The organism is Nocardia anocheti, from assembly GCF_029675105.1.
Classification (GTDB): domain Bacteria; phylum Actinomycetota; class Actinomycetes; order Mycobacteriales; family Mycobacteriaceae; genus Nocardia.
The window spans coordinates 487,313-507,208 of the sequence record NZ_JAQQFV010000001.1 but is presented as its reverse complement, the minus strand read 5'-3'; the positions used below and the strand labels follow the sequence as shown (position 1 = coordinate 507,208).

General features: G+C 67.9%; 17 protein-coding genes and 1 tRNA gene. 5 read left to right on the top strand and 13 right to left on the bottom strand.

All coding sequences use genetic code 11. From position 1 onward, the window contains the following. Window positions 1-58: 58 nt before the first annotated feature. Window positions 59-1,462: a DUF3662 and FHA domain-containing protein gene (locus QC180_RS02470; protein WP_278260895.1), complete on the bottom strand. Its 1,404-nt coding sequence runs from the start codon at window positions 1,460-1,462 to the stop codon at window positions 59-61. 218 nt (window positions 1,463-1,680) lie between these two features. Here QC180_RS02470 and QC180_RS02465 point away from each other — a divergent pair. Next, window positions 1,681-1,763, top strand: a tRNA-Leu gene (locus QC180_RS02465). A gap of 1,962 nt (window positions 1,764-3,725) precedes the next feature. On the opposite strand, the gene QC180_RS02460 is transcribed toward QC180_RS02465, so the two are convergent. The 3 genes from QC180_RS02460 to QC180_RS02450 all read right to left on the bottom strand — a co-directional run bounded on the left by QC180_RS02460 (window position 3,726) and on the right by QC180_RS02450 (window position 6,847). Next, window positions 3,726-4,619: a hypothetical protein gene (locus tag QC180_RS02460; RefSeq protein WP_278260894.1), complete on the bottom strand. Its 894-nt coding sequence runs from the start codon at window positions 4,617-4,619 to the stop codon at window positions 3,726-3,728. A 644-nt stretch (window positions 4,620-5,263) separates the two neighbouring features. Next, the gene (locus QC180_RS02455; RefSeq protein WP_278260893.1) at window positions 5,264-5,893 is read right to left on the bottom strand and encodes a hypothetical protein; all 630 of its coding nucleotides are present in this window, start codon (window positions 5,891-5,893) and stop codon (window positions 5,264-5,266) included. Window positions 5,894-6,226: 333 nt separating this feature from the next. Then, window positions 6,227-6,847, bottom strand: coding sequence for a PIN domain-containing protein (locus QC180_RS02450; protein WP_278260892.1), 621 nt, complete (start codon window positions 6,845-6,847; stop codon window positions 6,227-6,229). A 680-nt stretch (window positions 6,848-7,527) separates the two neighbouring features. Here QC180_RS02450 and QC180_RS30295 point away from each other — a divergent pair. Genes QC180_RS30295 through QC180_RS02435 form a run of 3 tightly spaced genes read left to right on the top strand, consistent with a single transcriptional unit; the run spans window position 7,528 to window position 9,051 of the window. After that, window positions 7,528-7,758, top strand: coding sequence for a colicin E3/pyocin S6 family cytotoxin (locus tag QC180_RS30295; RefSeq protein WP_474646377.1), 231 nt, complete (start codon window positions 7,528-7,530; stop codon window positions 7,756-7,758). Continuing rightward, window positions 7,751-8,110, top strand: a complete 360-nt coding sequence (locus tag QC180_RS02440) for a hypothetical protein (RefSeq protein WP_278260890.1) — start codon at window positions 7,751-7,753, stop codon at window positions 8,108-8,110. The genes QC180_RS30295 and QC180_RS02440 overlap by 8 nt, the downstream gene beginning before the upstream one ends. Window positions 8,111-8,124: 14 nt before the next feature. Further along, window positions 8,125-9,051 carry an ImmA/IrrE family metallo-endopeptidase gene (locus tag QC180_RS02435; protein ID WP_278260889.1) on the top strand — a complete coding sequence of 309 codons (927 nt, stop codon included), beginning with the start codon at window positions 8,125-8,127 and terminating at the stop codon, window positions 9,049-9,051. Between the two features lie 185 nt (window positions 9,052-9,236). Here QC180_RS02435 and QC180_RS02430 read toward each other — a convergent pair whose 3' ends face one another. From QC180_RS02430 to QC180_RS02415, 4 genes are all read right to left on the bottom strand, one after another. Beyond that, a complete protein-coding gene (locus QC180_RS02430; protein ID WP_278260888.1) occupies window positions 9,237-9,773 on the bottom strand; it encodes a TetR/AcrR family transcriptional regulator in 537 nt (178 codons plus the stop codon). Beyond that, a complete protein-coding gene (locus QC180_RS02425) occupies window positions 9,770-10,612 on the bottom strand; it encodes an alpha/beta fold hydrolase (RefSeq protein ID WP_278260887.1) in 843 nt (280 codons plus the stop codon). The genes QC180_RS02430 and QC180_RS02425 overlap by 4 nt, the downstream gene beginning before the upstream one ends. 116 nt (window positions 10,613-10,728) lie before the next feature. After that, complete coding sequence (locus QC180_RS02420; RefSeq protein ID WP_278260886.1) at window positions 10,729-11,367, bottom strand: methyltransferase domain-containing protein; 639 nt, start codon at window positions 11,365-11,367, stop codon at window positions 10,729-10,731. Window positions 11,368-12,077: 710 nt separating this feature from the next. Further along, window positions 12,078-13,112, bottom strand: coding sequence for a stage II sporulation protein M (locus QC180_RS02415; protein ID WP_278260885.1), 1,035 nt, complete (start codon window positions 13,110-13,112; stop codon window positions 12,078-12,080). An 18-nt stretch (window positions 13,113-13,130) separates the two neighbouring features. On the opposite strand from QC180_RS02415, the gene QC180_RS02410 reads away from it, so the two are divergent. After that, window positions 13,131-13,877, top strand: a complete 747-nt coding sequence (locus QC180_RS02410; protein WP_278260884.1) for an RDD family protein — start codon at window positions 13,131-13,133, stop codon at window positions 13,875-13,877. An 81-nt stretch (window positions 13,878-13,958) separates the two neighbouring features. Here QC180_RS02410 and QC180_RS02405 read toward each other — a convergent pair whose 3' ends face one another. The 5 genes from QC180_RS02405 to QC180_RS02385 are packed head-to-tail and all read right to left on the bottom strand — an operon-like array spanning window position 13,959 to window position 19,750. Next, window positions 13,959-15,254 (bottom strand): DUF58 domain-containing protein, encoded by a 1,296-nt coding sequence (locus tag QC180_RS02405; protein WP_278260883.1) that lies wholly within the window; start codon window positions 15,252-15,254, stop codon window positions 13,959-13,961. Window positions 15,255-15,258: 4 nt separating this feature from the next. Beyond that, window positions 15,259-16,245, bottom strand: a complete 987-nt coding sequence (locus QC180_RS02400) for an AAA family ATPase (RefSeq protein WP_278260882.1) — start codon at window positions 16,243-16,245, stop codon at window positions 15,259-15,261. Further along, the gene (locus QC180_RS02395) at window positions 16,242-17,321 is read right to left on the bottom strand and encodes a DUF4129 domain-containing protein (RefSeq protein WP_278260881.1); all 1,080 of its coding nucleotides are present in this window, start codon (window positions 17,319-17,321) and stop codon (window positions 16,242-16,244) included. Before QC180_RS02395 ends, QC180_RS02400 begins: the two co-directional genes overlap by 4 nt. Next, window positions 17,318-18,175: a hypothetical protein gene (locus QC180_RS02390; RefSeq protein ID WP_278260880.1), complete on the bottom strand. Its 858-nt coding sequence runs from the start codon at window positions 18,173-18,175 to the stop codon at window positions 17,318-17,320. The genes QC180_RS02395 and QC180_RS02390 overlap by 4 nt, the downstream gene beginning before the upstream one ends. Window positions 18,176-18,184: 9 nt before the next feature. Further along, window positions 18,185-19,750, bottom strand: a complete 1,566-nt coding sequence (locus QC180_RS02385) for an adenylate/guanylate cyclase domain-containing protein (protein WP_278260879.1) — start codon at window positions 19,748-19,750, stop codon at window positions 18,185-18,187. Between the last annotated feature and the right edge of the window lie 146 nt (window positions 19,751-19,896).

Here is a 19,896-nt window from a genome sequence, read left to right as displayed (position 1 = left end):
GGCAGCATCATAGGGCCGACAGCGTCGACTCGTGACGTGCACCGCGCAGCTTACGGGATCAGACGATCCGGATCAGGATCTCGGAATGTCCGGCCCGGATGACGTCGCCGTCGGCGAGCTGCCAGTCCTGCACCGGCGAGCCGTTGACCAGCGTGCCGTTGGTCGAACCGAGGTCCGACAGCATCGCGGTCTGGCCGTCCCAGCGCACCTCGATGTGGCGGCGCGACACACCGGTGTCGGGCAGCCGGAAGTGGGCGTCCTGGCCGCGGCCGATGATGTTGGAACCCTCGCGCAGCTGGTAGGTGCGGCCGCTGCCGTCGTCGAGCTGCAGCGTGGCCGAGTAGCTGGACTGGGCCGGGGCGCCGTAGCCCGCGCCCGCCGCCTGGCCGTACCCGGCGGGCTGCTGGCCGTAGCCCGGCTGCTGGCCGTACCCGCCCTGCTCCTCCTGGCCGTAGCCCGGATCGGCGTAGCCCTGCTGGCCGCCGCCGTAGCCGCCCTGCTGGCCGTAGCCGGGTTCGGCGTAGCCCTGCTGGCCGTAGCCGCCCTGCTGGTCGTAACCCGGTTCGGCGTAGCCCTGCTGGCCGTAGCCACCCTGCTGGTCGTAACCCTGCTGGCCGTACCCGCCCTGCTGGTCGTAGCCGGGTTCGGCGTAGCCCTGCTGGCCGCCGCCGTAGCCACCCTGCTGGCTGTAGGCCTGCTGGCCGTACCCGCCCTGCTGGTCGTAGCCCTGCTGCCCGTAGCCGCCCTGCTGGTCGCCGTAGCCACCCTGCTGGCCGTAGCCGCCCTGGTCGTACCCGTTCTGGTACTCGCCGCCCTGCTGGCCGTACGCGGCGTCGCCGTAGCCGCCCTGGGCGTCGGGCGCGGCGTAACCGCCACCCGCGCGACCGTAGTCGTCGGCGGGGTAGGCGCCCCCTGGAGCTGCCCCACGTCCGGCGGGCGGCGGCGCGTACCCGCGATTGCGTGGATCGGACTCCGCGGGCTCTCGGCTCGGCTCGTAGCCTGAGTTGTGCGTCATGGGGCCAGCTCCTGGTTGCGGGTGTGCGGGTCGTTGTGGCTGTCCGGGGCGAGGTGGGGCGGTCCCGCGACCGGCGTCGGGGTCGACGTGGCCGCTCGCTCTGAACTGTCCGGTGTGCAGCGTAGGTGATGCCTCGAACGCCACGTGTACTTCGCCGTAGGTCTGCCAGCCCTGCTCGCGGATGTAATCCTGCAGATGTTTGGCGAACGCTTTGGTCGTGAGGTCGTGATCGGCGTCGAGCTTGCCGTGATCGGAGGAGTTGATGGTGATCACGTAATTGTTGGGCGCGAGCTGGTGCCCGCCGCCCAGATCCTGGATGTGATCAGCGGCTTCGCGCTGCAGCGCGGCCTCCACCTCCTGGGGCACGACGCTGCCGCCGAACACCCGCGCGAACACATCACCGACGGCGCCTTGCAGGCGACGTTCGAATCTCGACACGATGCCCATCACAGCCCTCCCTTCGGTGCGCGTGCCCAGCCGGTGGACACGCTGGTTACGGCGTGTCCGGACGCGACCACGTTCCTTGCATGATATCCACGATCCTCCAACCCTGTAACTCCCGGCGATCCGCCCCGGTTCCCAGACCGTGTCGACTCACAACCGCGCAGGTCAGAGGCTCGATTTTATTTTTGCCCGCCGGGCATGTTAAGTTTTTCCAGTCGCTCGGGCGAGTGGCGGAATGGCAGACGCGCTGGCTTCAGGTGCCAGTGTCCGTAAGGACGTGGGGGTTCAAGTCCCCCTTCGCCCACAGAGGGCTGTTTGCGTTACCTGCGCAACTGGGTTTGTGAAACCTGGATGTGGGTGGTGGTGAGCAGTCGAAGGACCGAAAGAGGGCCGATCCAGTGGATCGGCCCTCTTTTGTATGTCCGTGCGTGATGGTGGTCCGTTGGATGGGCGTGTGGGCGGGCGGGGTGGCTGCCTGTGGGTGTGATCAGTGTGTGTTGGCGCTGGGGCCGGTGGCCGGTGGTGTGTCTGGGTGGTGGTTGGCGAGGTTGTGTCGGTGGCGGCGTCGGTCGGTTCTGTGTCTGGATGTGTGTGGTCGGGGTTGGTTGTGTCGGTGGAGGTGGCTGCGGATTTTGCGGATGTTGGTGCTGGTCGTGATGAGTGCCGTGGTGAGGAGTTGGGCGGTGTAGCCGCGGATGCGGCGTCGTCCGGGGTCGGCGAGGGCGGAGTAGGCGGGGTCTTTGACCGTCCCGTTGAATCCTTCGATGGTGTTGCGGTCGGTGGCGTAGCGGGCGTGCCAGATGGGGGTGCCGTATTGGAGGTGTTGGGCGTGTTTGGCGCCGTCCTCGGGGCCGAAGGTGGTGGATTCTCGGTTGGTGCAGATCCGAGGTGGGTTGACTGGAGGTTTCAGCACGGTGGGGAGCCCGAGCGGGGAGCGGGTGGTGCTGGGTTTGAGGGGGGCAGGCCACTGAGGGGGCGGGGCCTGCGGCAGGGCATCGCATCGGCCGGTAGCCGTCGGCGTCGGGACGGGCTTTGGGGGTGAGGAGATAGTCCGCGCGGCGGGCGAGTCGTTGGAGGTAAGTGTCATGGTCGATGAAGTTGTCGCGGTATTCGCGGGTGGCGTCGATGAGTCCGGTGGGCATGGAGGGGCAGTACCAGGCACCTTCGACCTGGATCGCGCCGTGGCGGGAGGTCATGATGCCGAGTTGGTCGTTGCGGTAGTCGAAGACGAGTTCGTATCCGAGGGCTCGTGCGGGGAGCTGGAGCTTGTCGGGTTTGGAGTTGGGGAAGTAGGCGCGGTCACCGGTGAGGTAGCGAGCCGGTAGACCGCGGTCGCGAAGGGAGGTCAGACAGGTCAGGGCGTTCTCTGCGACGCGGTGTCCGGGCTTGTCGAAGGAGAGAGCGACCGCGAGGAGGGGGTAGTTCGGTGGGGTGCCAGGGGTGTCGGCGGTCATAGTGGTGATGGTGGCTTCGTAAGCCCAGACAGATTTGGGATCTCGGCCGTTGGTGGGATCGCGGTGGTCGGCTTCGCGGGTGTACCAGCCTGCGTCGATGTCGGGGCTGCACAGCGTGTCGGGATCGCGGCTACTGCGTGAAGGGGTACCGCGCCTGCCCCACACAGGGACCGGGGTCGCATCGACGCAGACGTCGCCGACCCACTCGGCGCGCTGGTGGGTGGGAACCATCCGGAAGCTCAGGTGCAGAAGCTGATTGGCCAGCCACAGGCAGCGCGACTGTCGTTGTCGGCAGAGCTCGGAGTTGCGTCTGGCCCGGATCGTATCGACTTCGGTCGCGGGTAGGCGGCGGCCAGGGGTTCCGGGCGCGGAGTCGATCACTGTTAGTAGTCGGTGAAACGCTCGGTGGACGACGAAGTAGAGGCGGTCGCGGACTGTGTGTCCTGACGGCCCGAAGAGCCGTGGGTCCACGCCGAGGAGATCGAGTGACTCCGGGGTGAGTCGGGATCGAAGAGCTTCAGTGATGCGGGTCAGCAGCAGCGGTTCGTCGTTGAGTGCGAGCAGCAACAACACCGTCAAAACCACCCGGTCCCGGTCCGGAAGCACCGGCGGGCGACCGCCTCTGCGTGACCGGTCCGGGTCATCGGTTCGGCGCCACTGCGCGATCCGGTCGAGCAAACCAGACGCGTCGAGGGCAGTGACCACATCACTGACTGTTTCTGTGGGAAACACCGGCCGGGTTCCGTCCCTGCCGGGCAGGAGCAGCTGCTCGGCGGTCTGTGCGGCGGGGCGGTGTGACCGGTGGCGGCGGCTCACCGCCCCTCATGGGCGCCGTGCAGCGCACGCCGGACTGCGTCGACATCAGGGGCCGGTACATGGGTGAGGAACTTGGTCAGGCCCTGCACCGTTTCGATTCCGGCCGCCTTCAGCAGTCCCCGCACCGGTACGCCGGCGATCAGGTGCCTGACGATCCAGGTCGAGCGCATCCTGTGTGAGTTCGGGCCGGGTTCACCGCTTCCGGAGTTCGCGAAATTGCTGATCAGGTTCCTGATCCGCTTGCGGCTCGGGAGAAGCACATAGCCGGTGCAGTTCGGGTTCTCGGCGACCTGTTTCAACGGACCGGACCAATCGGCGAGGACTGGCACCTCCCGCGTCCGTGGTCCACGGACCGAGATGAGCACGCCCACGTCGTCGACGTGAAGATCATCGACACTGGTGGCGGCGATCTCGGCCGCGGTCAGTCCCGCTCCCAACCCCAACGACAGCAGCCGGTCGGCCTGAACGCGGCGAGCTTGGCTCGGCTGGCCGTAGACCCAGGCCCGTAACGCCGCGACCTCGGTGCCGGTGTAGGGCGCGGCGGGTTCCACCCGCCCCGGGCCAGGTGGTTCCTGACGTGCGTGCTGTGGTACCAGTCGTTCCGAACACCGGGTCAACAGCCGCTTCAGGTTCGCCACCGACCGAGGAGTCATCTCCTCGGTGCCGTTCGCGAGGAAGTCCCGGATCGTTGCCGGGTGCAGCACCGTCTCGCGGTCCAGGTCGAGTCCGGCGGTGCGCCGACACCATCGGGCGAGCCGGGTACATGCCCACAGCAGGTCCCTGGTCGCGCTTGGTGTGGCTGGATCGCAGTCGGTGACCGCAGCCAGAACGAAGCCTTTGATAGCCGACCACTCCTGGTCGGGAATATTGGGAATGTAGCTGTCAAGCAAGGGTTTTCGTGTCTTCCGATCAACTCTCGTGTCTGTTGAAACAGACGATAGCGACTTCCGTCCCGCTTGTCGTGGCGACGGCGTGTTTAGGCTTGTGCGATGCCGCGACCTCGACGCGTCGATCCACGCGAGTTCACCGATTCCTGGCCCTCGGCCCCCGCCACGACCGCGGTCGCTGAGGCCGCCCGCCTGCTCGCGGTCAACTTGCGAGCCGCGCTCGGTCCGGAGACCAGCGTCCGTGGTGCCTCTGCCCGGACCGGGGTCAACCACGCGGTGATCGCCTGCATCCTGGCTGGCACGACCTGGCCCGACACCGAAACCGTCGCCCGCCTCGAGACGGGGCTCGGCGTGGCTTTGTGGCCCGTTCTGGGCAGCGACGGGACCTATCGGTCCACTGGCTCCCGGAATCCACGAAAGAGTAGAAAACCTGGCTGACCCGCACATAGGCATGCTCGATCCCCCGAGCTCGCTGTCACCGCGTGTGCCTGCACCGAAACTGGTACATGGCGGGGTAACCTCGAGCCCGGATCGTGTCCCTTCTGATGGCCGATCTGTTCGGGACCCCACCCGGGTGCCCTCCAAAGCGTCGGGTGGGGTTTCTTTGCCTACATCGGTCCTCCTCGGTTGAGCGACACGGTTCTGGGTCAGCCCACCGCGGACAACGACCCGTCTCTGGGTGCCTGCCGCTGGTCTCGTCGCCCGTGAACCATCCAGTTACGGATCACCTCGTCGCTGACCGCCTCGGTGTCGTAGCGCCATTTCGCTGGTCCGACCTTTGCCAGCCCGGTCTCGGATTCGACGAGTTTGGTCATCGCCTGGTAGATGCTGTGCCGTGATCGCGCTGGCTCTTTCCAGCCGCGTGCGACGAGCATCTCTACCAGCTCAACGGAACTCAGTACTCGACCTGGATGCTCGGCGAACGCTTCCCGGAGCAGGTTCCTCACCGTCCCGGCCGGCGAGCGGCTCCCGGGACCACGTTTGCGGGGCGAGGCAGTACGCCGTGGACGCTTCTGTGTCGACTCGCTCGGCGAATCCTGCTGGGAGACATCACACAAGTCAGCTGAGACTTCGGCCTGCGGCGCCTCTGACGGGGATGGCTGCCCGGCGCCACACAAGTCGAGCAGTTGCCCACACGCCGCCTGTAGCGCCTGAGGTGGCTGACGATCCGACCCCAATCTCCGCAGTACCGCATAGAAATCGGCGAGATCGGACACAGCCGATGTCGCCTCGGCTTCACGCCTGGCCAGCAGGGCCAGTTCATCTGCTGCATGCATCACGAACAACCTCCGCCGGTCGATACTTCGATTACCAGCAGCTATCAGAGCACACGCAAACCTCCGTCACTGGACGACGCGCCCGACCATCCATCAAACGACCAGACATGCTGGCGTAGGGCGATCACTCGGCGACACACTGCAACCGATAGCCGTCTGCCGGGGGTGGACCGGTCCTGCGGCCGAAGTTGATCACAGCCAACGGATGGGAACCAAGGGAGTCGATCGTCCCAGGGTCTCTAATCCCGTCTGCCACTTGCGTTTACGCTTCAGGTTCGAAGCTTGGACCGAACTGTGTGCTGTATCTGACGGCGGGAACCGTAGGCCCTCGGCCTATGTGTAGTCCTTGAGGTCGCGCGCATTCGTGAAGTGATTCACCGCGAGGAAGGTGTGCCAGGGTTTCCGATCACCGTTTCGCGGCGCGATGCGCTTGCATTGATACCAGCCAGCTGTCTCAACTGTCACTTTGCGAGACCTTGCGGCGTCGGACCTGAGGGCAACTTCCAGCGCTGGCTCCAGGTCCGTATCGTGGGCAGCAAGGATCGCCACGTCGTACTGGGCGGCCGCTACCAGCTCGGTGAACTTGAGCGCGACAAGGACGTCAACACCCTTCTCCTGTGGTGTTAGGACTCCGTTGATCTCTTGGTAACGCAGGGGTCGATAGGTGACCTCAACCCTGGGATCGCGAGTCCACTCAGCCTGCTGGGCCTGCGACCTACGATAGGAGGTCGGGTCGTGTCGGTTCGACGGCAGGCCGCGGAACGTGTGCACCTTTGCAACCTTGACTGCAGGGGCATCGGCGCCCTTGGCGTTTGCCCGAGCTATGAGCAGCTGTTCAGCGAAGCGCAGGGGATGGACCAGCGACTCGTGGGTGGGGGTGCCTGGTGCCGTGAACTTACCCCGCGCGGTCAGATGGATGTTCTGGTAGTCGATCACTATCACGGCGCGCAGCATGCAACCCCTTGAGATAGAAAAAGCCCCACCAGTCCCGGAGGACGGTGGGGAGCTATGGGCATGAATATAAGTATTGCACTAACGCCCGTCAACGGCCTCTACTTTCAGCAACTACCAGGGCGTATGCCCTACTGCGCCCCAGATTGTGCGCTACTCGATGTTCGCGGCAGGGGTGCCTACACCTTGGTCGGATGCGCGATAGTTCATGAGCGTTGCTCTGAGGTGGGGAAGGGGGCGCCTCCTATGTCGATGCCGGAGCGAAGGGAAAATGGTGATGTAGATCACTTAGCTAGTTAGCTGCAGATGGCGTGTCGAGTTGCCTGGGATCGACCTGTTGTGTTCGACCAGGCGTTCGATGCAGCCCAGGCCTTGCTGCCTTCGATGCGACGCTCACCCGCCGATCTACCCCAAGCCCGGCACAGCTAACTGCTGTCCCGAGGCCGATGACCCCACAATCGCACCTTCGACCCGCCAAGCGGCGATGTAGCTTTGCGTTCACGCCCCACACCCTGGCAAATTGATGAGGTGACGACGAACACCATCGGCCGCCTGTGTGTTCCCGCTTCGCCGGCCTCCAGTGAGTGGGCGGTGAGGACCTCGCGCCATGCCACCGTTGCCTGGTGGAGCTCCTCGTTGACCGGCGGTAGGCTATTGATGCCGACAGCGCTCGGAGCGCATCGATGAGCCCGGTCGCGCGCGTCAGACCTGACTGGCTCGACCAGCACGAGAAGCTCCATCGATCGGGAGAGCAACGCTGGCGCGATAAGACCGGCGAACGGATCTTCACCTACGACCATCTTCACGGTCATGTCGAGGTTTACAACAATCGTGGTCGACATCTTGGCGTAAGAGACGTCCGTACAGGAGAATTGATAGGCGAAGCTGTCAAGGGAAGGAGGATCGATGTCTAAGGCACCCGCAGCGGGAACGTTCATCGATGCCGTCCTCTCGGGGCACGCGCTTGCCGACGATGTTGACGATTGGGTCGACCATTGGCACGACGCCGAGACCGGGGTGCCACCCGAGCTGAGCGCTTATCTGGGGATGACTGGCGAGGAGTACGCGCTGTGGGTCGATCAACCCCAGGCTTTGCGGGTGATCGTTGCTGCCCACCACATCGGTGTCTCGGCGGTGAAACTGTTGGACACCGCGGGTGACTACGCGCTCGCTGCGCGGGCCGAAGAGCCCTCTCATGTGGATCAGGTGTGGGACTGGCTGGTCCGCACCGGTCAGATTGATCCTGATCTGGGCAATCGCGGCTAGGTCCTTGTTGATCTGTGACTATCACCGCTGCGCGCAACGCTGCTGCCTTGATCGTGAGAAGGCACAACCTGGTTCCACCCGTCCCGGTAGAGAAACTGCTGGAGATCGAAGCTGACGTCATCGCTTGCGATAACCGATGGCCGACATCGTTGGTTGATGCAGTGGTCGTTCGTCGCATAGGTCAACGGCCGCAAGTGTTCTATAGGCTGACCGAGCATCCACTGCGCCAACGCTTCACGTTGGCTCACGAACTGGCTCACCTGAAGTTGGCATGGCATCTGGGCACTCAGGTGTGCAATACCGACCAACCAAGCGACGACGCCCCTTCACAGGGCGAGAGCGAGCAGGAAGCCAACGCCTTCGCTTCCGGTCTGCTCGTCCCTGACCGCTGGCTTATGACCTTGACCGATGAGCACGGCCACGACATGAGCACGTTGCTGTCAGCGATCGCCGTTGCCGAGGTCAGTGTCCAAGCATCGCTCATCGCCCTACGGCGTGCCTTGCCGGCTGGATGGGTGTTTCGTACCAACAACCAGCCCTACGTCACTACGCGAGGCACACCCCAACCCATCTCGGGTATCGCCGACGCGGCCCAGGACTACGGGCGCGTCAGCCTTCATGGTCAACATGTGCAGTGGTGGCGACTGTGCGATCCGTACGTGATCCCTGACGCAGATATTGATCCACGTCCATCGCGCGATCTACTTCTCTCGGCGATCGCTGAAGCCATACCCGATTCCGGAACCCACACCTGGGCAGAGAAGTCGATCAACGGCGTTGTTGGGGGAGGTACGCAAAGCCAAGCGGGCTACCCGGCACACCAGGTCTACTCAACGCTGCGCTTCCGATTCGCCAACTCCAACGCTCACCGGCACCTGCTCGAATACCCGGACTTCGAGATGTGGTTGCGTCGTATGGCCTATCGCATCGCAGGCAAGTAGCTCTCGCCAACCACTGGTTCACGAGGCCGCGAACGTGGGCGCCTGATAGATGGGCAAGGGGCATCAAATGCATGGGCAGGAGCTATGTATGGCGCTGCTATTGGCACAGGTCAGCGGGTTTCGCAAATAGCCCACAGAGACAAGAGGCTCGATCCCTTCGGATCGGGCCTCTTGTCGTTTCCCCGTCAGCGCCGGGCCAATCGCAGCAGAGCCGCGCGCAGGTCCGGGCGGGGGGCGGCGGCGTCGAGTTCCAGCAGGGCGGTTTCCGCGATGGCGGCCACCAGCAGCACGGCGACCGGGTGCGGATCGTCCCAGCCCAGGGCGGCCAGGTCGGCGCGCAGGAGATCGGCGGCGGTGGCGTTGCGGGCCGAGACGGCGCCTTGCAGGCCCGCGTCGGTGCGTGCCTGCACCAACAGACCCTTCGTCGCCGGTTCGGCCAGGCAGCCGTCCAGATAGGTGGTGACGACGGTCGCGAGACGTTCCTCGCCCGGCGCGAGGTCGGTGATCGCCGTCTCGACGCGTTCGGCGAGGTCGTCGTGGAAGGCGGTGTGCAGGGCGAGGAGATAGTCCTCGCGGCTGGGCCAGTGCTGATAGAAGCTGCCCTTGGCCATGCCCGCCTCGGCGGTGATGGCGTTGATCGACAGCTTGCCCAGCGTCGCGGTGGCCAACAGGTTCCGGCCCGCGTCGAGCAGCGCGCGGCGGCCGGGCTCGGGCGACCTCACGACGACAGCTCCGCCCGGGCGGACAGGAACTCGCGCACCGCGTCCAGGAACAGCACGGGCTTCTCGGCGAACGGTTCGTGGCGCGCCGCGAGCACGGCCACCTCGGCCCCCGGCAGCGCCCGCGCCACCCCGCGTCGGTTGAGCAGCCACGGATTGATCGGATCGCGCCGTCCCCAGACCACCAGGACCGGTACCTCCGGCAGCAGCGGCCCGGCGGCGGGCAGGTCGACGCGCGGGTCGTCGAGACTGCCCCACAACCGCCGATAGACCGCGAGCCGAACCGGATCACCCGTGACCCGCCGCGCCCGTTCGAGAATCGGCCGCACGCCCACCGCGCGCGGGGAACCCAGATACATCCGCGCGCACGGCACCACCGCGTACCGCGCGACAGCGGGCGCGGCCATGAGACGGAACACCGCCCTGGTCAACGGATTCCGCGCGACGAACCCGGCGGGCTGCACCAACACCAGCCCCCGGATGTGGGCCGCCGCGCGCTCGGCCAACCGCACCGCCGCGTACCCGCCGACACTGTTGCCGATCACCGTGAGGGAAGGGAAGCCGTTGGCGCGCAACGCCTCGACGACGAGTTCGGCGATCTCGCCGAGCGCCGCCACCCCGAACGCGTCGGGATCGGTGACCGTCGAGGCGCCGTACCCGGGCCAGTCCACGGCCGCGATCGCCCAGTCCTGGCGCAGCGCGTGGGTGAGCGGGTCGAAATCACGATGATCGCCTGGATTCGCGTGCAGCAGTAGCAGTCCCGGCGCGTCGCCGGGGGCGCGACCGCTGAGATGGACGGCGACTTCGCCGAAGGGCGTCGGCACTGTGAGCGGGCTGGTCATGGTGTGTCCCGTCGGAGCGCGACGGTGCTGATCTCCATGTACCGACGGTACGGATGACCGACCGGTCGGTCAAGAGTTCGGACAGCCCGGATCGGTGCCGGGAGAGACCGGTGCGATCAGGACTTGCGAGCGACGAGCAGGTGATGCGGAATCGGCGGATTCGGCAGCGTGGTGTGCTCGACCGTGAGGCCCGCCGCGGTCAGCGCCGCGATGACCTCGCCGACCGGACGCAAGGTGAATCCGTAAGCGGTGAAAGGCATCTTGCCCATCGCCTCCGGGTCGCCGATGCCGACCACCGCCGTCGCGCCGGGACGCAGCACGCGCGCGAGTTCCGCGCAGGCGGCGGGGAGATCGGCGAGGAAATAGATCGTGTTGACGGTGATGGCCGCGTCCAGGCTCGCCTCGGGCAGGCCGAGGGCCGTCAGTGACCCGTCGGTGAGTGCCAGGCGGCCCGCGGCCGATTCCATGGCGAAACGGGTGCGCGCGCGGGCGAGCATGTCGGGGGAGGGTTCGATGCCGTGTACGACGCCCTCGGTGCCCACCCGGTCGAGCAGCAGGCCCAGGCCGACGCCGCCGCCGAAGCCGATATCGGCCACGGTGGCGCCGGGGCGCGGGGCGGCCGCGTCGACGGCGGCGGTGATAGCGCGCTTGTTCCCCCGGTTGAGGACGAAGGCCACCCCCTTGCCGAGCAGGCCGTGCGGATTACCGAGCTGGTCGGCGATGGTGGTGAGCAGGCGATCCTTGACCCCGGTCATCGGCCCATCGTAGGTGGCGGGTGAACCCCTGATTCCCGCTGGTGAGGCGAAGATCACAGTGTGCTCGAGCGGGGTGGTTCCCGGACCTTCTATAGCCGATTTCGCCGCGTTCGGCGGCCCGTGCGCAACCGGTCATTCGACCGGTTCATGGCCTCGAGGAAGGTGTTCAGCCCGGATTGCTGAGTGCCGGTCATGTTTGCAGGGTTGTAAACAAACTTAAGGTTTCTTTTAGTGCCTTTCCGCCTCGGCAAACCGAAAATCCGTGGACGAACCCGCAGGTGATGGGCTACCTGTCCGGGTCGGCTGTGATCCGGGCAACCAGCGCGAACAATCCGATGACACGGCAACGATCGGACCCCGATGGGTTGTCGAAGGTTTGCGGAAGATGAATTCCTGGTGTGGCGCGCGCCTCGTCCGAGTCGCCGCCGGAAGTTTGCTGAGGGTGTGGAAATCGCTGGCTCCACACATGTTTGCCGCTTCGCAATTCTTACGCCGGACCTGCGCGTTGGGGGTTGCGTGGGCATAACGATTGTGTACAGTTAACGGCAACGCTGGCCGCAGCTGAGCTGGACTCGCTGCGGCCAGCGGAACTCAAATGGGGGAGTTCGAAACCTTCTCGTTACCTCGCGTAGCTGCCGATTGTCCGGCGCTGTCCCGCCTCCGGTGTGCTCGGAGTTGCCTGCCGCGCAAATGCACGTACAGATGCGAGTTCAGACCCGCTCGAGGGTGTTGTCCACAGGTGTCAGCCAGCGTGCGGCCGGGTCGGGCTGGGCGGCGGGCGCGGCGGCGAGCGCGTCCTGTTCCTCGGCCACCCGCCTGCCGACGCCGAAGACGTAGCACAGGAACAGCGCCTCGGCGGTGAATCCCAAGCCGATGCGCACCGGCGCGGGCAGCCCGCTCGGCGTCACGAAACCCTCCAGCAGGCCGCACACCAGCAGCACCACCACCAGCCCGAGTGCCACCGTCGCCGTCGCCCGGCCTTGGCGGGCCATCGCGGCCGCCCGGCTGCGTCGTCCCGGGTCCACCAGCGTCCAACCCAGCTTCAACCCCACCCCGCCCGCGACGAACAGCGCCGTGAGCTCGAGGGTGCCGTGCGGGAGGATGAAGCCGAAGAACGAGTCGAGGCGGCCCGCGTCGGCCATCAATCCACCGGTTATCCCCAGATTCAGCGCGTTCATGAACATCGCATACACAGCCGGGAGGATCAGGACACCGGTGAACAGGGCGATCGCCGAGACCCAGGAATTGTGGGTCCACACCTGTGCGGCGAAGGCGTCGTTGGGGTGTTCGGAGTAGTAGGTCTCGAACGAACCCCCAGGTCCGGTGATGATCGAGAGGTCGCCCTCGGGTATCCCCAGGGCCGAGCGAGCGGCGCGCGAGTTGTCCACAAGCACCGCGATCACGGCGGACACGGCCAGGAAGACGACAGTTGTCCCCACCCACCACGGCCACGCTCTGTACACAGCCCCGGGAAAGTGCCGGGTGAAGAATCGGCCCACCTCGCGCCACGGCTGCGCGCGCGCCGCGAGTACCCGCCCGCGCGCGCGGGCCAGCAGCGCGCTGAGCCCGGCCACCAGCTCCGGATCGGGGTGGTGGCCCTGCACTCTGGCCAACTGCTGCGACGTCGCGCGGTAGAGCCGGACCAGTTCGTCGGCCTCGGCGCCACTGAGCTTGCGCTGGCGCACCAGCTGATCGAGTCGATGCCACGACCGTTGATGCGCCCAGCTGTAGGCATCGGTGTCCATATCGGGAATGCTAGCCACATGGCCGAATTCACCACCGGCGAAGCGGTGGCGCTGGAACTGCCGCTGGCGCGCATCCCCAGCCGCGCGGGCGCCTTCCTGCTCGATCTCACCGTGCAACTGTTCCTGGCGTTCTCGATCGCCTACGTGGGCATCCTCGTGCTCACCGCCGCCGACGCCGATTCGGCCTGGTTCGCGGTGCTGGGCGTGGTCACCATCGTGACGGTGCTGGTGGGCTACCCGGTGTGCGGCGAGACCCTCTCGCGCGGGCGCTCCCTGGGCAAGGCCGCCTTCGGCCTGCGCGTGGTGCGCGCCGACGCGGGCCCGATCGACTTCCGGCACGCGCTCACCCGCGGTCTGGCCGGTGCCATGGTGGACTTCTGGATGCTCGGCGCGTTCGGTGCCGTCGCGGTGATCACCTCACTGTGCTCGCCCCAGGGCAGGCGCGTCGGTGACGTCCTGGCGGGCACCGTGGTGGTGCACACCCGCCAGGCCATGCCGCGCCCGGCGCTCGCGGCGGCCCCGCCCTGGCTCACCGGCTGGGCCACCCAGCTCGACCCCGCCGCCGTCTCCGACGAGCTGGCCGCCGCCATGCGCCAGTACCTGTCGCGGCTCACCACGCTCACCCCGCCCGCCCAGCACCACCTGGGGACAGCGCTGGTGGAGGCGGTCTGCCGGGCGATGCGGTGCGCGCCGCCCACGGGTTATCCCCCGTATCACGTCCTCGGGGCGGTTCTGGCTCGGCGCCAACAACTTTCACGGGTCTGACCCTGTGGACAACTCAGCCCTGTGGACAACCTGTTGGTGAACCGGTGCATGAACTGTGGATGGCAGTGGACAACACGAAATTCACAGGGAGCCGGACTGCTTCAGTTCCAGGTACTCGTCGGCCAGCGCTTCGGGCAGCCGATCCGGCGCCGCGGTCACCACGGCCACGCCGCGCCGCCGCAGGGATTCCTGCGTGACGGCCCGTTCCGCCAGGACGGTTTCGGCGGCCGCCGCGGTGTACACCGCCGCCGTGGTGCTGCGATCACGGGCGGCCGCGGCGATATCGGGGTCGGTGACCGAGACGATCAACACTCGGTGCCGCCGGGTGAGGGTGGGCAGCGCGGGCAGCAGGTGTTCGGCGACCGTGGGTCCGTCCAGCGCGGTGAACCACACGATCAGCGCCCGCTTGCGCACCCGTGAGATCACCGTGCGGACCAGGCCGCCGGTGTCGGTATCCACAAGGCGGGGGACCACCCCGGCGAGGGTGTGCATGAGTTTCAACGGCAGCTGGTGACCGCCCACCCCGCTGATCTCGGCGCGCACCGTGCGGTCGTAGGCGAGCAGGTCGACGGTGTCGCCCGCCGCCGCGGCCAGACCGCCCAGCAGCAACGCCGCCTCGATCGAGGCGTCCAGCCGGGTACCGGCCCCGACCCGTCCGGCGGCGGCGCGGCCGGTGTCGAGCACCATCAGCACGTGCCGGTTGCGTTCGGGCCGCCAGGTGCGCACCAGCACGTCGGTGGCGCGGGCGGTGGCCCGCCAGTCGATGCTGCGCACGTCGTCGCCCGCCACGTACTCGCGGAAGGAATCGAACTCGGTGCCCTGCCCTCGGGTGTTGGCGACATTGCGGCCCTCGAGATGATGCAGCCGCTTCACCTTCGAGCGCAGCAGCCGCTCGCTGCGGAAGGCGGGCAGCGCGCGCACCCGCGCGGGCACCTCCACGCGCCGCTGACGCCCGGCCAGCCCGAGCGGACCGAGCAGCCGCAGCGTGACCGGACCGGCGACGCGATCACCGCGATGGGTCGGAGTCAGGCTGGTACGCAACCGGATTCGGGTGCGTGGCGCCAGGTCGAGCGGATGGGTGCGCAGATCGGGGCGCGCGCTGTCGGGCCAGGAGTCCCACAGCATGCCGCGCACGGTGGTCGTGCCGGTATTGGTGACGACCAGTTCCACCTCGGTGCCGCGCCCGAGCCGCACGATCGTCAGCGGATCGCGGGTGAGGGTGACCGCGTCGGCGCGCGCGGTCAGGGCGACATCGACGAGGACCAGCGTGGCCAGCAGCAGGCAGGCCACGAGCACGCCCCACGCCGCGGGCACCACGAACATCACCAGCGCCGCCGCGACCGTGGCCAGCAGCGCGAACCGTCCCGTGACGACCACCTCGCTACACCGGCACCGGCACCGAGACCAGCAGCGACGAGAGCACGCCCTCGCTGCTGACCCCGTCCAGCTCGGCCTCGGGCCGCAACTGCAAGCGGTGCCGCAGCACCGGCACGGCCACTGTCTTCACGTCGTCGGGGGTCACATAGGCGCGGCCGTTGAGCCAGGCGAAGGCGCGCGCGGCGGCCAACAGCGCAGTCGCGCCACGAGTGGAGGCGCCGTGCGCCACGGCGGGGGAGGAGCGGGTGGCCCGGCACAGGTCGACGATGTAGGCCAGCACCTCCGGACTCACCGTCACCTCGGCGACGGCGGCGCGGGCGGCGGCGATGTGCGCGGGCCCGGCCACCGGGCGCAGACCCGCGGCGCCGAGATCGCGCGGGTCGAAGCCGCTGGCGTGGCGCTGCAGGATGCGGAACTCGTCGTCGCGCTCGGGCAACCGGATGTCGATCTTGAACAGGAACCGGTCCAGCTGGGCCTCGGGCAGCGGATAGGTGCCCTCCTGCTCGATCGGGTTCTGGGTGGCGATCACCACGAACGGATCGGGCAGCGGCTGCGGCTGTCCGTCGACCGAGACCTGGCGCTCCTCCATGGATTCCAGCAGCGAGGACTGGGTCTTCGGTGGGGTGCGATTGATCTCGTCGGCCAGCAGCAGATTCGTGAACACCGGCCCGCGCCGGAAGGTGAACTCCGCCGAGTGCGGGTCGTAGATCTGCGAACCGGTGACGTCACCGGGCATCAGATCGGGGGTGAACTGCACGCGCGCGTGCTCGAGATCCAGCGAGGTCGCCAGCGCGCGCACCAGCAGCGTCTTCGCCACGCCCGGAACACCTTCCAGCAGCACGTGCCCCCGGCACAGCAGCGCGAGCACCAGATACAGCACGGCCTGGTCGTTGCCGACCACGGCCTTGCCGATCTCGGTGCGCAAGGCGGCCAGTGCCGCACCGGCGTCCGCCGCGCTCGGCGATTTCTGCAGAACAGTGTTGTCGGTCATGCGAGCTCCGTCTCGATCCATTCGAGGTGTGCGGCAACGTGATAGAGGGTGTCCTCGTCCGGCACGGCGCCGAACAGGACGGTGCCGATTTGCTCGGCGGGGACGCCGAGGCGCGCGGCGGCGGTGTGGACGAGTTGGTCGTCGGTGAGATCGTCGAGGCGGGGGCGGATGCGGCGCAGGGTCGCGGCGCGCAGGATCTGGGCGACATGGGCGACGTCACCGGAGCGGCGGTACAGACCGGCCTGCCCGGCGAGCAGTTCGTTGGCGGGCACCTCGACCGGGCGCGGCTCGCCCACCAGCGCGCCCCGCCTGCGGGCGCGCCAGGCGACCACGGCGAGGAAGGCCAGCAGGAACTGCAGTCCGCCGAAGGCGAGCCAGCCGGGCAGGGAGCTGAAGATCGAGTCCTTGCCCTCGCCGAAATCGGGGTCGTAGTCGCCGCGCGGTGGGTCGGGTGGGTCGGGAGTGTCGGGGGGTGGCGGGAGGTCCGGTGGGGTGGGTGGCGTCGGCGCGTTGGGCGCACCGCAGGATTGCATCGTGGCGTAGAGCAGCAGGGCGATCGCCAGGCCCGCCGCGAGCGCGGCCCAGAACTTCGGGTTGCGCAGCAGGTCGGGCAGCGGGGGAAGCTGCTTGCGCTGCTTGGCTTCTCGCTCGGTGACGGCGAGTTCGATCGGTTCGGGTTCCGGGGGCGGCGCGCCCTGGGAGTAGCGGTCGGCGTATTCGAGGCGGCGGTACTCGTCCTCGGTGGCGGCGCGGCCGCCGTAGACCACCTCGTCGAAACTGCGTGCCGCCGGGTGCAATTCGGTGGCGTGTTCCAGCGGCAGGGCGGTGGTGGCGTCGTCGGCGGTCTCCTGCGCGGTACGCGAGCGGCGCACGGGCAGGGTGCCCGCCTGTTCCAGGGCGCGCAGCACGGCGCGGAAGCGCTCGCGCAGGGCATTGTCGTAATCGCGACGGTTGGCGGCGATTTCGGCGGCCGCGCGATGGTCGGCGGCGGCACCGAGGCGCGGCGGGGCAGGTGGGGTCGCGTGGGCGTCCCCGGTCGAATCGGAAGGCGCCGGGCGGAAGTCGTCGTCGCTCACCGGGAACCACCGGGGATCTCGATGTCGAGACCTTCGCGCACACAGCGACGATCGATGTAGCAGACCGCGCGGCTGGCCGATTCGACGATCTCGGCCACGACCACCACCAGCAGCCAGCCGCTCACCAGCAGGGCGAAGAAGGCCCAGCGGTGGGTGCCGGAGAAGTCGGACAGGAAGAACGGAATACCGAAGGCGGGCACGGCGAGTGCAGCGAACAGCAGGCGCTGCAGCAGCCACAATCCGGCGATCCGGCTCTCGGCGCCGTGGACGAGTTCCTTGGAACGGACGACGGCCACACCGTATCCCGCGTGCTCACCGATGATCGCCGACTCCACAGCGAAGCGTTTGGCGCGCACGAACGCCAGCCACAGCAGCGCCAGCGGATAGGTGACGATCAGCAGGCTGCCCACCACCAGAATGCCCACGCCGAGCAGCGAGAACATCAGCTGAGCCAGCAGCAGCGGTCCGAGGTGATCGGTCGCGGTGCGCAGGGCCGCGCGCAATCCGAAGCGCACGCCCCGGAAGTCGGCCAGCGCGAGGGCGACGGTCGTGCCGCGCAGCACCAGCCGCACCAGCCACCCGCAGCCCAGGGTCGCCAGCAGCACCGCCCACATCGTCCCCAGATTCGAGCCGCCGGTGAGATGGGAGACCAGCCCGGTGAACCCGAGCACCGCGAGCACGGCCAGCACCAGCGCACCGCCACCGAGCACGGCCAGCGGGCGCAGATGGGCCTGGATCAGGGCGAACGGCTCGTCGAGCAGTTCGCGGAAAGCCAGGGGCCGGATCGGGACCGTCGGTGGCCGTGCCGGATCGACGCCCCCACCGGCGCCGACCGCATCGACGGCAGAACGCACGCCTGGAGTCTATGGGACGGTGGCCGATGCCGTGGGCAGGGCCAGTCGGGTGGGCTTCAGGCGGCCGCGCAGGGTGACGGTGTCGGCCAGGGTCCAGTGCGCGGATTCGGTGTCGGTGGCCGCCGCGAGGGTGGTGGCGGAGCTGAGGAGGCGTTGTTCGTAGTTCTTGGAGAGTTCGCACAGGCGGGCGGCCTCGTTGACGGCGTCGCCGATGACGGTGAACTCGTAGCGGTTGTGGGTGCCCACATTGCCCGCGACGACGCGCCCCGCCGCCACCCCGATGCCCGCGTCGAGGTCGGAGGCTTCGCGCAGGCGGCGCTGGATGGCGCGACCGCAGGACAGGGCGGCTCCGGCCAGGTCGTCGAGCGGGGCCGGGGTGCCGAAGACGGCGAGGGCGGCGTCGCCTTCGAACTTGTTGAGCAGGCCGCCGTGGCGTTCCACCTCGTCGACGACGATGTCGAAGAACCGGTTGAGGATGCCGACGATCTCGGGCGCGGGGCGGGTGGCGGCCATGGTGGTGGAGCCGATGATGTCGATGAACAGGGCCGCGGCCTCGGTCTCGGTGCCGCCGAGCACGGGCTGGGAGGCGATGGCGGCCATGGCCACGTCGTGGCCGACGTGCTTGCCGAACAGGTCCTCGATCATGGCGCGCTCGCGCAGCCCGTGCACCATGCGGTTGAAGCCGCTCTGCAGGTCACCGAGTTCGGTGCCGTCGTAGAGGGTGACCTCGGTGTCGAGATCGCCGTCCTCCACCCGGCGCAGCGCCTGGCGCACGCCCTTGATCGGGGCCACGGTCGCGGCGACGACCTGCGCCATCAACAGCATCCCGAACAGCAGCGCCGAGCCGCCGAGGCTGAGCACGCACACCGCCAGCCTGGCCTTGCTCACCGCCGGATCGGCCAGCGCCCACACCGCCACCACCATCGACAGCGCCACCGGAATACCCACGCCGACCAGCCACGACAGCATGGTCCGGCCGAACACGCCGATGCCGCGGCGGCGGTACGGGTCGGCCTGCAGCACGCGCGCGGTGACCGGGCGCAGGGCGAATTCGATGATCAGGTAGCTGTTGGCGCACACCACGATCCCGGCCGAGCCGATCGACAGCGCCACCTTGGGGATGAGCGCGGGGTCGGCGATGCCGTAGACGATCGTCAGCGTGACCAGCGCCAATGTCCACAGCACGGCCTGCTGCAACACCATCCAGCGCGGCGCCGAGACGGTGACGCGCTGTTCGGCCGGGGTCGGCACGCGGTCGGGATCGGTGGCCCAGCGCATGGTGCGCAGCCCGGCCACCGTCCCCCAGACGGTGCCGATCACCAGCGCGAGCAGCGCGCACACCGGCGTGAAGACCGCGTTGATGAGCAGCAGGTCCCAGGTGAACACCGTCGGTCCGGGCAGCACGAATCCGGCCAGCACCACGATCATCGCGATGCCGATCAGATTGGCCACCAGCAGCGGCACGGTGAGCAGCAGCTGCACCCGGACCCGTCGGATGGACGACTTCTCCTCGACCGGTCCGAGCAGCGGCGAGCCCCACGGCGCGGCGCGCTTCGGTCCCTCGCTGTGGATCACCTTCGCACTGTAAACCGAGTTCGGACCCGTTCGGCGCGGTGTAGTCCAGGTCACTGACGCGTCGGTGCCGCTATATGACCAGTCAGCGGTTCGTTTCGGAACGCTCCACGCCGTCGGTGACGTGTGCTCGGCCGTGGATCACAGTC